This is a genomic window from Achromobacter sp., assembly GCF_050285585.1.
GTDB lineage: Bacteria > Pseudomonadota > Gammaproteobacteria > Burkholderiales > Burkholderiaceae_B > Achromobacter.
This window is the reverse complement of sequence record NZ_JBLZXF010000057.1, coordinates 1-12,561: the sequence shown is the minus strand read 5'-3', so window position 1 is coordinate 12,561 and position 12,561 is coordinate 1. Positions and strand designations below refer to the sequence as shown.

Here is a 12,561-nt window from a genome sequence, read left to right as displayed (position 1 = left end):
TTCGGCAAGATCATCATGCGTTCCGCGAAGTACAAGGCGCACGATGAATCGAACCAGTACAACGAAGGCGATACGGTCGAAATCGCTGAAGGCCGTCCCATCTCGCGCTCGAAGTCGTGGCGCGTGGTGCGTCTGGTCGAAGCCGCACGTATCATCTAAGTGCAGGTTTCGGAACGGTTCGCCGTTCTGATGTAAAACGGCAAGGGTTCAGGCCCTTGCCGTTTTTTTTTGTCTTGCGGCTTCGTTTCGGGTTGGGAACCCAAGGACATCATGCGCGGTTTCAGGGAAGCGTTCTTGCTCGGATGGTTGATCGCTGCCGGGGTGTCGGCAGCCGGCGCGAGCGCGCAATCGGCGGATCCGGCGCAAGGCGGACCGGCAGTGCCGGCGGCCGTGACCACCCCGGGTGGGCAAGCCCGCCCGCCGGGCGCGGTGGCGCCCGGCAACGATCCTGCCGCCATCGGCCGCAACGTATTGAATGCGGGGCCGGAGCCGCGCGTGCGCCTGGACGGCCTGTCGCGTGATCATGCCGCCATCTTCGGCACGCAGGACGAAAACGAGCAGGCCGTGCTGGATAACGAGCGCGCGCTGCAGGCGCAGCAGGAGCAATTGCACGTCCTGGAGCGCCTGTTGACGCAGAAGCCGGCGGCCGCGGACCCATATCCACCGGCAATGATTCCGTTGAATGCCGGCAGGCCGATGAACATGGCGCCCCTCGCTCCCACGCCTTCCGGCTCACAGTTGGATGGCGGCGAGGCGCAACGCGGCGTGGACCAGATGCAAAGACGGGTCAACGCGTTGCGGCGCGGCGGGGAAGCGTTGAGGCAGGGGCCGCGCTGAGCAAGGCGCTACCTCATTTCGGTCGCGCTGCAAGTTCCCGCAACCGCCCGGCCACGCCGGTGGGAAAGTAATACACCGACAACACGAACAGGATGCCCAGCCAGAGCAGCCAGCGGTCCGGTTCGAACAGCAGCGCCAGCGGCGCCACGTTTCCGACGGCGCCGTGGAGCACGTGCAGGCCATCCTGCAGGTAGCTCTGCGCGAACACGAACAGGCTGGCGCCGATCGCCGCGCCGTACATGGTGCCCATGCCGCCGATCACCACCATCAGCAGGATGTTGAGCATGATCTCGAACGACAGCGACGTGTCCGGGCCGTTGTAGCGCAGCCAGAGCGCGTACAACGCGCCCGCCAGCGTGGCGAAGGCCGCCGCCAGCAGGTTAGACAGGCTGCGGTACAGAACCGTGCGGTAGCCGATGGCCTCGGCGCGGAACGGGTTCTCGCGGATCGCCTGCAGCACGCGGCCGAAGGGCGAATTGACGATGCGAAGCAGCATCAGGAACAACGCCACGCAGACCGCGGCAATCAGGTAGTAGGTAATGATGCGGCCATCGATCGTCACGCCGAACAGCGGTTCGGACAGGGGCCGGAAGGCGGGGCGCAGCGCCTGCGGCACCTTGAAGTTCAGTCCGTCCTCGCCGCCCGTCAGCTCGGACAGCTGGGAGACCAGCGTCTGGAACGCCGCGGCGACGGCTAGCGTGATCATGGCGTAAAAAATGGCGCGCACGCGCAGGCTGGCCAGGCCGATGACGAGCGCGAACACCAGCGACACCGCCAGGCCCGCGGCCGTGCCCGTCAGCACCGCCAGCCAACCGGCCTCCATGCGCACGCTGGCGATCGCCACGCCATAGGCGCCGATGCCGAAGAACATCGTGTGCGCGAAACTCACGATACCGGTATAGCCCAGCAACAGGTCATAGCTGGCCACGAGGATGACGAAGACGAGGACCTTCGCCGCCACGGCCAGCGACTTCGGACCGGGAAAGAGGAAGGGCGCGGCGGCCAGCGCGGCCAGGATCGCGATCAGCAGAATCGCCAGCACGGCGCTGCGGGGGGGATCGCCGGAAAGCAGGCGTACGGACATGTCGGCGGGTCCTAGCGGTTCGTGACCGGATACACGCCCTGCGGACGCCACAGCAGGATGGCGACCATCAGCGCGATGTTCGAGAATAGGGCTGCCTTGGGCAGCAGGAAGCCGGTGTAATTGGCCATCAGTCCGACGAGCAGCGCGCCGATCAGGCAGCCCACGGTCGAACCCAGGCCGCCGATCATGATGACGATGAAGATCAGCACGTTCACCTGCGCGCCCAGCTGAGGGACGACCGATTGCTGGTACATGCCCCAGAGCACGCCGCCGAGCCCCGCCAGCATCGAGCCAGCGACGAAGACGCCCACGAAGAGGTGCCGGATGCGGTAGCCCAGGCTTTCCACCATTTCCCGGTCTTCCACCCCCGCCCGTATGAGCAGGCCCAGCTTGGTGCGGTTGAGCAGCCACAGCATGCCTCCCAGCACGAGCAACCCCGCCACCAGCGCGATGATCCGGAACTTTTCGATCGCGGCGTCGCCCAGGAGGATTGCGCCCCGCATCGCCTCCGGCAGCGGCAGCGAGATCGTCTGGGGCCCCCACAGCATCTTGATGATCTCCTCCCCGATGATCATGCCGCCCATGGTGATGAGGATCTGCTTGAGATGCTGCCCGTAGACCGGCCGCACGATGACGCGCTCGAACGCCAGGCCCACGGCGCCCGCCACCAGCATGCCGACGATCATGGCCGGCAGCACGGCGGCCAGGTTCACCCACAGGCTGCCGGACTGCGTCCAGTCGGCCATGGAGCCCAGCACCGTGGCGGCCATGTAGGCGCCGATGGCGATGAACAGCCCGTGCCCGAAGTTCAACACGTCCATCAGCCCGAAAACCAGCGTCATGCCCGAAGCCACGATGAAGATGATCATGCCCATGGCCAGGCCGGCCAGCGTCAGGGTAAGCCAGGTGGACGGGGACCCCACCAGCGGCAGCGCGATCGCGGCCAGGGCCAGCACCAGCAGGGCGGGGCGCAGGTCCGCGCGCACGCGCGGCAGCGGGGTATCGAGTTCTAGCATGCTCATTGGTGGCTTCCCAGCGACAGGCCCAGTAGGCGTGTCTGCAGTTCGTCGTCCGCGGCCAGCTGCGCCATGCTGCCGGCATGCACGACGCGGCCGTTGTCCATTACGGCGACGTGGTCGCCCACGAGGCGGGCGAAATTGAAGTTCTGTTCGACCAGCAGGATGGTGGTGGAGGCCTGCTTCAGTTCGATGAAGGCGTCAATCATGTTCTGCACGATGGCGGGCGCGAGGCCCTTGCTGGGTTCGTCCACCAGCAGCAGGCGGCGCGGCTCGATGATGGCGCGGGCCACCGCCAGCATCTGCTTCTGCCCGCCAGACAGCTTGCCGGCGGGATGCAGCCAGAATTTCTTCAGCGCGGGGAAGAAGCCGAAGATCCATTCCAGGCGGGCGGTGTCCAGCTGCGCGGCGTTGCGGGCCTGGCGCGCCGCGAGCAGGATGTTCTCCTTGACGGAGAGGTCGGCGAAGATGCCCATGTTCTCGGGCACGTAGGCCATGCCCATGCGCGCCATATCCGGCGGTGACGCGCGCGTGCCGGGGCCGCCCACGGGCGTGCCGTCGAAGCTCACCTGGCCCTGCGAGGCGCGCCACAGCCCCATGATCGTGCGCAGCGTGGTGGTCTTGCCCGCGCCGTTGCGGCCCAGCAGCATGGTCACGGCAGCGGTCGGCACGCCGAGGTCCACGCCATGCAGGATGTGATACGCGCCGATGTGCGTATGCACGTTCTTCAGTTCCAGCAAGGGGCGCGTCATGCCGGTTTCTCCGCCGGGCTGATGCCCAGGTAGGCCTGCTGCACGATGGGCGAGGCGATGACCGCGGCGGGTTCGCCGTCGGCCATCAGCTGGCCGTTGTGCAGCACCACGATGCGGTCGGCCAGTTCGCGCACCACGTCCATCTTGTGTTCCACGAGCAGGATCGTTTTCGAGGGATCGTTCTTGATCTCCCGGATCAGCTCCAGCACCACGGGCACGTCGTCCACGCTCATGCCGGCCGTGGGTTCGTCGAACATGAACACCTGCGGATCCAGCGCGACCAGCATGGCGATTTCCAGCTTGCGCTGGTCGCCATGGGGCAGGTCGGCGGCGGACTGGTCGCGCCGCGGGGCCAGGCGGGCGCGTTCGAGCAGCATGTCGGCGCGCTCGATCAGGCTTCGGTCGTCATCCCAGGTGCGCCAGAACCGGATCTGGCGCCAGCTCATGCCTTGCTGGCGGGACTGCAGGGCCAGCCGCACGTTCTCGTGCACGCTCAGGCGCGGGAACAGCTGCGTCAACTGGAACGCGCGGCCCAGGCCGGCGTGCATCCGGGCCGCGGCGCCCAGCGCGGTGAGGTCGCGACCGTTCAGGCGCACCGTTCCCGAACTGGCGCGCAGCTGGCCCGAGATGAGATTGAAGTAGGTGGTCTTGCCCGCGCCGTTCGGGCCGACGATGGCTGTCAGCGTGCCAGGCGCATAGGTGCAGCTGACGTCGTTGACGGCCACGTGCCCGCCGAAACGGATGGTGAGCGATTGGGTCTCCAGCATGGACGGCCGCGGTCTCAGCGTTTGTTCTGGATCGGCACCGACATCTGGTCCGGCGTGATTTCTTTGACCAGGTCCTGCACGGCCCACGGCACCGAGGGATCGTTCTTGATGCGGAAGTGGTACATGGACTGCATGGCCTGGTGATCCTCGGGCCGGAACGTCATCTTGCCCTTGGGCGTTTCGAAGCTCATCCCTTCCATGGCTTTGATCAGCGTGTCGGTATCGGCGTTGCCCGCGGTCTTTGCAAGCGCGGCCGCGATCGCGATGCCGGCGGACATGCCGCCCGCGGTGAAAAAGTCCGGCGGCTGTCCGTAGCGCTTCTGGTGTTCCGCTACCAGCCAGTCGTTCACCGGGTTCTTGGGAATGCCGTAGTAGTAATAGGTGGCGCCTTCCATGCCGGCCAGCGATTTCAGCGGCGTCATGACCGCCAGCGTGTTGCCGCCGGTGGCGATCTCGATGCCAAAGCGCTTGGGATCCAGGTCGGCGATCTTGAACGGATTGCCTGCGCCGGCCCAGAGAATGAAGATGATCTTGCGGCCCGGCTTGTCCTTCAGCGCATCGAACAGGCGCTGCGCGCCGGCGGTGAAGTCGGTCGCGTTGGCGGGCAGGTATTCCTCATGCACGATCTTGGCATGCTTTAGCGCGCCCTTGAACGCTTTCACGCCGTCCCGGCCGAACGCGTAGTCCTGCGCCAGCATGGCGATGGACGTGCCGGCCTGGTCGAAGGCCACCGCGTTGGCGATGGCGTCCTGCGAGGAATTGCGGCCGGTGCGGAAGATGTAGCGGTTCCACTTGTCGCCGGTGATCGAATCCGCCACGGCCGGCTCGACCAGCAGGATCTTCTCGTACTCTTCGGCTATCGGCAGCATGGCCAGCGCGACGCCGGAGGAGGTCGGGCCCACGGCGATGTCGGCGTTGTCGTCGGCGTAGGCCGAGGCGAGCTGTGCGCGGGCTACGTCGGGCTTGCCCTGGTTGTCCTTTTCGATGACGCGGATCTTGCGGCCGGCGACCGTCATGGTGCCTTGCGTCGCATACTCCAGGCCGAGCATCAGGCCGTTCTGGGTCTGCTTGGCGTAGGCTTCCAGCGGACCCGTCTTGTCGTAGACGTGGGCCACCACGAAATCCTTCGCCATCGCGGCGGAGGTCAGGCAAAGGCCGGCAAGCGCGGCGAGCAGGGTGCGTTTCATGGGGTCTCCTGTGCCGGCGCGTCCGGCGTGGCGAGAAAGCGGCGGATGGCGTCGATCTGCGGCGCCACGTTGAGCGCGGGGGCGTGGCCGCAGCCGGCGAAGTCGATGCGGGTGGCGCGCGGGCCGCGCTGGGTCATGGCGTGCGCCACCGCCGGCAGCAGCAGGTCCGATTCGGCGCCGCGCAGCAGCAGCACCGGCAGGCGCAGCGAGTCATAACCGTCCCAGCGGTCGTAGTCGCGCGGGTGATGGCTGAACTGGCCGACGATGGCGGGATCGTAGTGCGCGGTAACGCGGCCGTCCGGCAGCCTGCGCATCGAGGTTTCGGCCATGCGCCGCCACTGCTCGTCGCTCTGCCAGCCGTAGGGCTTGTACGCGGCGCGCAGCCAGTCCTCCAGTTCCGTCATCGTGTCGAAGGCGGGCGGGTTGTCGGCGTAGGCCAGGATGCGGTCGATGGCGGGTTGCGGCAGTTCTGGGCCGATGTCGTTGACCACCAGGTGCGAGATGCGGCCGCGCAGGGTGGTTGCCGCCGCGTGCATGCCGGTGGCGCCGCCCATGGACGTGCCGACCCAGCGCAGCCGGGGAAGCGATAGGCCGTCGGCCAGGGCGCGCGCCAGGCGCGCATAGAAATCGAGCCGGTACTCGGCAACGGGGTCCGGACTCCATTGCGACAGGCCGCGGCCGATGGTGTCGGGGCAGATGATGCGGTAGTCGCCGGCCAGCGCCCGCGCCAGTTCGTCGAAGTCGCGCCCGGTGCGCGCCAGGCCATGCCACATGACGAGGGCGGGCGCGCCGGGATCGCCCCATTCGGTGTAGTGCAGCTCGCGGTCCTCGCAGCGCAGATAGCGCGAAGCGGGCGCCGACGCGTGCGCGTGGGCCATGGTCTCCTCCCGGGTTGTCCAGGTTGTGTGCTTATCGGCGTGAATATAGACTTGCGCCAGGCGCCGCCACAATGCGCCGGGCTCTCCGTGGCAGGGTGGGTCAACAAAATGTAGACGCAAGGTCAAGAGCGCCTTGGCCCGGCCGCAGGAGAGCACTTCAGGAGACCGCGCATGCCCGACATGGAATTCGCCACATCGGCCATCGCCGGCGCCGACCGGTATGATCGCTGGCGCGCCGCCCTGGCGGACGCCTTCGGGCCGTTCGAGGTGCACCACGGCAAGCCCGCGCAGTTCGCGGGGCGCGTGCGCTACGCCCGGCGCGGCAGCCTGCAATTCAACGACCTGCATTACCAGGGCCAGAAGTTGGAGCGCACGGCGGGCAATGTGTCGCGGCTGGACCAGGAGTTCTACACCTTCGGCCTGCCCTTGTCCGGCCCGCTGGCGGTGCGCCAGCAGGGCAGGGAATTCCAGCTGGAACCGGGTTGCGTGTACCTGATGAACCAGAGCCTGCCGTACCAGGCCACGGCGTTGGGGACGGAAGGCTACCGGAGCCTGAGCATTTCCTTTCCGCGCAGCGCCCTGGCGCAGCGCGATTCGCGCATCGGTGCGTTCCACACGCTGCGCATCGGCGACGGTTCGCCCCGGGGCGCCATGCTGGCCAGCTACATGGACCACCTGTTCAAGGGGCTGGACGGCTGGTCCGACGCGGAAGCCGCTGAATTGGGCGAAAGGCTGATCGACCTCATCGTGCTGTTCCTGGTGCAACCCGGGCAGGGCCATGCCTCCGAGGCCGACAGCAGCGTGACCCTCGCCCACCGGCAGCGAGCGCTGGCGTACATCCGCCAGCACCTGGCCGATCCGGGCCTGTCTCCGGCGAGGGTGGCGCAGGGCTGCGGAATTTCCGTGGCTTATCTGCACCGCATCCTGAGCGCGGGCGGGCTGTCGGTCGAATCCTTCATTTTCGATCAGCGGCTGGAGCGCTGCCGGGCGCTGCTGCTGGATCCCCGGCATCGGCACCGCGGCATCGCCGAACTGGCCTACCAGGTCGGCTTTTCGCATCCGGCGCATTTCAGCCGCCTGTTCAAGCGGCGCTTCGGCATGTCCGCGCGCGAGCTGCGTGCGCGGACATAGGGCGCCTGGCGAAAGCGGCGTCAGCCGGCGGCGGCGAGCGCGGCGTCCAGGTCCTCGATGATGGCGGCGGGAGCCTCGAAGCCCACGCCCAGGCGGATCAGCCCGGGCGGCAGCCCCGAGGCGTCCAGTTGCTCGGGCGTCATCATGCCCGCCCACATCGCCGCGGGATGCACCACCAGCGTGGAGAACGAGCCGAAGCTCGCCGAACGGTGCGCCAGCGATAGCGCGCCTACGACCCGCTCGGCCTGGGCCATGCCGCCCGGCACTTCGAAACTGAGCACGCCGCCATGGCCGCTCATCTGCTGCCGGGCGAGGGCGCGTTGCGGATGGCTGTCGAGGCCCGGATAGTGAACCGCCGAGACCGCGGCATGCGCCTCCAGATGCTGCGCCACGGCCAGCGCCGTCTCGTTCTGGCGGGCGACGCGCATGGGCAGGGTGCGCAGGCCCCGCAGCACCAGCCAGGCGGCGAAGGGGTCGAGCGTGGCGCCGAGCAGGTAGGCCTTTTCCCAGACGGCCTTGATCCGCTTTTCGTCGCCGACCAGAATGCCCGCGGAAACGTCGCCGTGGCCGCACAGGTACTTCGTCGCGCTGTGCATGACGAGATCGATGCCGAACGCCAGCGGGCGCTGGTTGATGGGGGAGGCGATCGTGTTGTCGACCAGCGTCGTGATGCCTCGCGCCCGCGCGATCTCCGCCATCCGCGCCATATCGGTCAGGCGCAGCATCGGATTGGACGGGCTCTCCAGCATGAAGAGGCGGGTATTGGGGCGCGCGGCGGCCGCGAAGCCGTCCGCGTCCGCCTGGTCCACGAAGCTCACTTCGATCCCGAGCTGCGGCGCAATATTCTGCAGCAGGCCGGTGGTTCCGCCGTACAGCACACGCTGCGCCACCACGTGGTCGCCGCGGCCCGCGAACGCGAAGAGCGCCGCCGTGATGGCGCCCATGCCCGAGGCAGTCGCCAGCGCGCGTTCGCCGCCTTCCAGATCGGCCACGGCGGACTCGAACGCGCGCGTCGTCGGATTGCCGTAACGTGTATAGAATCCCGGATGCAGGGGCCGGGTGGCCATGTCCAGGAAGATGCCGGCCTCGTCGGTGGCGAAGCTGGCCGTCTGGTACAGGGGCGGCGCCACGGGATACGAGCTTTCCGGTAGCGAGACGGCCGCCTGGGCCAGGCGGGTGCAGGGATCGGAATGGGAAGACATCGCCTATGACCTCGTCGAGTGATTTCAGGTCCTACGATCTTAGTGACGGGGATGAGGCTGTCTTGTCCGATCCTGCTGCCGCCGCGCCCGGCGATCTTTACGGCGGGCTGCGCGATGGCGTGCGAGTGTGGCAGCAAGGCGCCTGCGGCGCCATGGCGACCGCGGCGCGGTTCGTGCGCCACCGCTTCCGGCCGCATACCCACGACACTTTCATGTTCGGGCTCATCGAAGGCGGCGCCAAGGAGTTCCAGCGCGAGCGGACGACGTATCTCGCCGCGCCGCATTCGGTCTCGGCCGTCAATCCCGGAGACCTGCACACCGGCCGGCGGGCGGCGGGGGCGGAACTGCGCTACCGCGCGCTGTATGTGCCCGCCCAGACGCTTGCGGACGCGGTCGGCGCGGCCGCGGCCGTAGGATTCCAGTCAGGGGTGATCGAAGACGCCGGTGTATTCCGGGCCATGGTGCGCGCGCACCAGGCCCTGGTCGGGGGCGAGACGCGCCTGGCGCGGGATGGCCTGCTGCTGGCCGCCCTCGGCCTGCTCGCATCGCGCCATGGCGGCGTGGCGGCCGCCGGCGCGGCGAGGCCCGCCAGGCCCGAGATAGGGCGGGCGCGGGCGATGATCGAGGATCGCTATGCGGACGCCCTGTCGATCGCATCGATCGCGCGCGAGGTTGCGCTCAGTCCATATCACTTGATGCGGCAGTTCCGGGCCCAGGTGGGGATGCCCATGCATGCCTACCAGCTGCAGGTGCGGATCGAGCGCGCCAGGCAGCTTCTTGCGAAAGGCGAGGCGCCGGCCCATGTGGCGTTGAGCGTCGGTTTCGCGGACCAGGCCCATTTTTCGAAGCGCTTCAAAAGCCTGGTCGGCGCGTCGCCGGCTTCCTACCAGCGCGACGTGCGCCGCAACGCCGCCGGCCGCTGAGCGGCCGGCGGCGGGCCACCAAGAACAACGGGCTCCCGAAGGAGCCCGTCGTCATGGCCGGCGCGGCGATCAGATGTGGGTGATGAACTTGGTCACCAGGTAACCGTCGAACGTTTCCAGGCCGCCTTCGCTGCCGATGCCGCTGTCCTTGATGCCGCCGAAGGGCGTCTCGGCCAGCGCGCTGCCGAAATGGTTGATGTTGACCATGCCCGCTTCCAGGCCGTTGGAGACCTTGGTGGCGGTCTGCAGCGAGTTCGTGAACACGTAGGACGACAGGCCGAACGGCAGACTGTTGGCGCGCTTGAGCACTTCATCGGTATCCGTGAAGCGGACCACCGGCGCGACCGGGCCGAAGGGTTCTTCGGTCATCAGCATGGAGTTGTCGGGCAGGTCGGTCACGACCGTGGGGGCGAAGAAGAAGCCCTTGCGGTCCAGCGGGCCGCCGCCCACCACCACCTTGCCGCCATGCTTCTTGGCGTCGTCGATGAAGGCGCTCATGGCGGGGACGCGGCGCTCGTGCGCCAGCGGACCCATGTCGGTGCCGTCTTCCAGGCCGTCGCCGACCTTGATGTTCTTGAGCACTTCGGAGAAGCGCGCCAGGAACTGCTCGTAGGCGCCGTTCTGCACGTAGAAGCGGGTGGGCGACACGCACACCTGGCCGGCGTTGCGGATCTTGAACTTGGCCAGCATGGTGGCGGCGCGGTCGATGTCGGCGTCGTCGAACACCAGCACCGGCGAGTGGCCGCCCAGCTCCATGGTGACGCGCTTCATGTGCGCGCCGGCCAGCGCGGCCAGCTGCTTGCCCACCGGCACGGAGCCGGTGAAGGACACCTTGCGCACGATTGGCGAGCGGATCAGGTAATCCGAGATCTTGGCGGGTTCGCCCCAGACGATGTTCAGGCAGCCCTTGGGCAGGCCGGCGTCGTGGAACATGCGGGCGATGGCCATGACGGCGCTGGGCGAGTCTTCCGGGCCCTTCAGCACGACCGTGCAACCGGCGCCGATGGCGGCGGCGATCTTGCGGATGGCCTGGTTGTAGGGGAAGTTCCAGGGCGTGAACGCGGCGCAGACGCCGATGGGTTCGCGCACCACGATCTGGCGCACGTCGGGGTTGCGCGGCGGAACCACGCGGCCGTAGATGCGGCGGCATTCCTCGGCGTGCCAGTCGGCGTGCTCGGCGCAGGAAGTGACTTCGCCGACGGCCTCGGCCAGCGGCTTGCCCTGGTCGAGAGTCATGTTGCGGCCGATTTCCTTGGCGCGTTCGCGCGACAGCGTGGCGACCTTGCGCAGAATGGCGGAACGATCCATGGGAGAAGATTTCTTCCAGGATTCGAACGCGCGCTGGGCGGCGGCTAGCGCGCGATCCAGGTCTGCTTCGGTGGCGTGGGGCAGCTGGCCGAGCACTTCCAGCGTGGCCGGGTTGATGACGTCCTGGGTGCGCCTGCCCTCTCCGGCGACGAATTCGCCGTCGATATACAGCGCCAACTGTTCATACATGCCTGTCTTTCCTTGCGAAGTAGGAGTGGATAGCGATTGCTGTCGCCCGCACCAGTCTAAACCAGCTTGCGGACGGCGGGGAGGTCCAATCGCGGCGGGATTCTTGGAGCCAATTGGCGCGCAAACCTTGCATGCGCGGCCGGGCATGGACAAAATGGTGCATCTTTGGCTGCCTTTCCGATACTCATTGTGCAACCCGTCGATGCGCGTCCGTCCGGCAAGCCCAGCTTCTATTCGCGAGCCTTTTTCCGTTTCATAGAGTGGTTGCGCCATCGCATCGCCCTGGCGTCGCTGGTTGGGGACCGGCCGATTTTCCACAACAGCCAGTTTCCCTGGGTGGCCGCGCTCGAAGCGCAGGCGCCTGCCATTCGCGCCGAACTCGTGGAGCTGCTCTCCGAACGTCAGCGCCTGCCCGCATTCCACGAGATCTCGCCCGACGTGGGCCAGATCACGTCGGACGACCAATGGAAAACCTTCGTGTTCATGGGCTATGGCCTGCGTTCCGAACGCAATCTGGCGCGCTGTCCGGCCACGGCCCGGGCGCTCGGCGGGATTCCGGGCATCCGCACGGCATTCTTCTCCATCCTGGAGGCGGGCAAGCGGATTCCGCTCCACACGGGGCCCTATAACGGTGTCCTCCGCCTGCACCTGGGCCTGGTCGTGCCCGAGCCGGCCGAGCGCTGCTGGATCGAGGTCGGGGGCGAGCGCTATCGCTGGCGGGAGGGGCAGGCCGTGGTCTTCGATGACCTCTACCCGCACGAGGTGCACAACGACACCGACGGCCTGCGCGCCGTGCTGTTCGTGGATTTCGAGCGGCCCTGCCGGGCGCCGGTCAGGTGGCTCAACCGGCTGGTGCTGATGGCCGCGCCGTTCACGGACGAAATCCGCCGCGGCAAGGCCAACCACGACGCCTGGGAGAAGGGGTATTACCGCCAGAAATAGCGGGGACGTATCGAAAAATCCCGCGTTGGCGGGGGCATGCGTGGTGTTTTGTGCGTTATCCCAACAAAGTGCTTGCGCTCAAAAATTAACCAGGCTAGAATGGTCAGCTTTCCCAGATTGTCGATCGGGTTCATCCAGGCCTATGGCAGGTTGACTCGACGTGTTGGGGGAATACCCGCAGGATTTCAACCCAGGGTCGTTGCGTTGCCAACCAGTTGCAGGCGTAGGGCGAAAGCGCTAGGCGTGCCAACACTAAAGCAGGGCGGCAGACCTGACGGGACCAAAACTGGCAGGAATTGCAGTGTTCCCTTGTTGGGAAAACCGTATTTCCAGTTAAGTTGGAAC

The 12,561-nt window shown here is 67.2% G+C and carries 13 protein-coding genes; 5 read left to right on the top strand and 8 right to left on the bottom strand.

Annotation, left to right across the window (positions count from 1 at the left end; translation table 11 throughout):
• On the top strand, positions 1 to 159 hold a 159-nt coding region (locus ACN6PJ_RS29960; RefSeq protein WP_427999318.1), incomplete at its 5' end, for a small ribosomal subunit protein uS17.
• Between the two features lie 135 nt (positions 160 to 294).
• A complete protein-coding gene (locus ACN6PJ_RS29955) occupies positions 295 to 837 on the top strand; it encodes a hypothetical protein (protein WP_427999317.1) in 543 nt (180 codons plus the stop codon).
• 13 nt (positions 838 to 850) lie between these two features.
• Here the strand turns inward: ACN6PJ_RS29955 and ACN6PJ_RS29950 are convergent, their stop codons facing one another.
• Genes ACN6PJ_RS29950 through ACN6PJ_RS29925 form a run of 6 tightly spaced genes read right to left on the bottom strand, consistent with a single transcriptional unit; the run spans position 851 to position 6,521 of the window.
• The gene (locus ACN6PJ_RS29950) at positions 851 to 1,921 is read right to left on the bottom strand and encodes a branched-chain amino acid ABC transporter permease (RefSeq protein WP_427999316.1); all 1,071 of its coding nucleotides are present in this window, start codon (positions 1,919 to 1,921) and stop codon (positions 851 to 853) included.
• Between the two features lie 11 nt (positions 1,922 to 1,932).
• Positions 1,933 to 2,943 carry a branched-chain amino acid ABC transporter permease gene (locus tag ACN6PJ_RS29945; protein WP_427999315.1) on the bottom strand — a complete coding sequence of 337 codons (1,011 nt, stop codon included), beginning with the start codon at positions 2,941 to 2,943 and terminating at the stop codon, positions 1,933 to 1,935.
• Positions 2,940 to 3,689 carry an ABC transporter ATP-binding protein gene (locus ACN6PJ_RS29940; protein ID WP_427999314.1) on the bottom strand — a complete coding sequence of 250 codons (750 nt, stop codon included), beginning with the start codon at positions 3,687 to 3,689 and terminating at the stop codon, positions 2,940 to 2,942. Before ACN6PJ_RS29940 ends, ACN6PJ_RS29945 begins: the two co-directional genes overlap by 4 nt.
• Positions 3,686 to 4,456, bottom strand: coding sequence for an ABC transporter ATP-binding protein (locus ACN6PJ_RS29935; RefSeq protein ID WP_427999313.1), 771 nt, complete (start codon positions 4,454 to 4,456; stop codon positions 3,686 to 3,688). The genes ACN6PJ_RS29940 and ACN6PJ_RS29935 overlap by 4 nt, the downstream gene beginning before the upstream one ends.
• A gap of 14 nt (positions 4,457 to 4,470) precedes the next feature.
• Positions 4,471 to 5,643 (bottom strand): substrate-binding domain-containing protein, encoded by a 1,173-nt coding sequence (locus ACN6PJ_RS29930; protein ID WP_427999312.1) that lies wholly within the window; start codon positions 5,641 to 5,643, stop codon positions 4,471 to 4,473.
• Positions 5,640 to 6,521, bottom strand: coding sequence for an alpha/beta fold hydrolase (locus ACN6PJ_RS29925; protein WP_427999311.1), 882 nt, complete (start codon positions 6,519 to 6,521; stop codon positions 5,640 to 5,642). The genes ACN6PJ_RS29930 and ACN6PJ_RS29925 overlap by 4 nt, the downstream gene beginning before the upstream one ends.
• A 171-nt stretch (positions 6,522 to 6,692) precedes the next feature.
• Between ACN6PJ_RS29925 and ACN6PJ_RS29920 the strand changes: the two genes are divergently transcribed.
• Positions 6,693 to 7,652, top strand: coding sequence for a helix-turn-helix domain-containing protein (locus ACN6PJ_RS29920; protein WP_427999310.1), 960 nt, complete (start codon positions 6,693 to 6,695; stop codon positions 7,650 to 7,652).
• A gap of 20 nt (positions 7,653 to 7,672) precedes the next feature.
• Here the strand turns inward: ACN6PJ_RS29920 and ACN6PJ_RS29915 are convergent, their stop codons facing one another.
• Positions 7,673 to 8,854 carry a trans-sulfuration enzyme family protein gene (locus tag ACN6PJ_RS29915; protein WP_427999309.1) on the bottom strand — a complete coding sequence of 394 codons (1,182 nt, stop codon included), beginning with the start codon at positions 8,852 to 8,854 and terminating at the stop codon, positions 7,673 to 7,675.
• A 62-nt stretch (positions 8,855 to 8,916) separates the two neighbouring features.
• Between ACN6PJ_RS29915 and ACN6PJ_RS29910 the strand changes: the two genes are divergently transcribed.
• Entirely contained in the window at positions 8,917 to 9,777 is an 861-nt protein-coding gene (locus ACN6PJ_RS29910) for a helix-turn-helix domain-containing protein (RefSeq protein WP_427999308.1), read from the top strand.
• 69 nt (positions 9,778 to 9,846) lie between these two features.
• Here the strand turns inward: ACN6PJ_RS29910 and ACN6PJ_RS29905 are convergent, their stop codons facing one another.
• Positions 9,847 to 11,274 (bottom strand): NAD-dependent succinate-semialdehyde dehydrogenase, encoded by a 1,428-nt coding sequence (locus ACN6PJ_RS29905; protein ID WP_427999307.1) that lies wholly within the window; start codon positions 11,272 to 11,274, stop codon positions 9,847 to 9,849.
• Positions 11,275 to 11,463: 189 nt separating this feature from the next.
• Between ACN6PJ_RS29905 and ACN6PJ_RS29900 the strand changes: the two genes are divergently transcribed.
• Entirely contained in the window at positions 11,464 to 12,216 is a 753-nt protein-coding gene (locus ACN6PJ_RS29900) for an aspartyl/asparaginyl beta-hydroxylase domain-containing protein (protein WP_427999306.1), read from the top strand.
• Positions 12,217 to 12,561 lie beyond the last annotated feature (345 nt).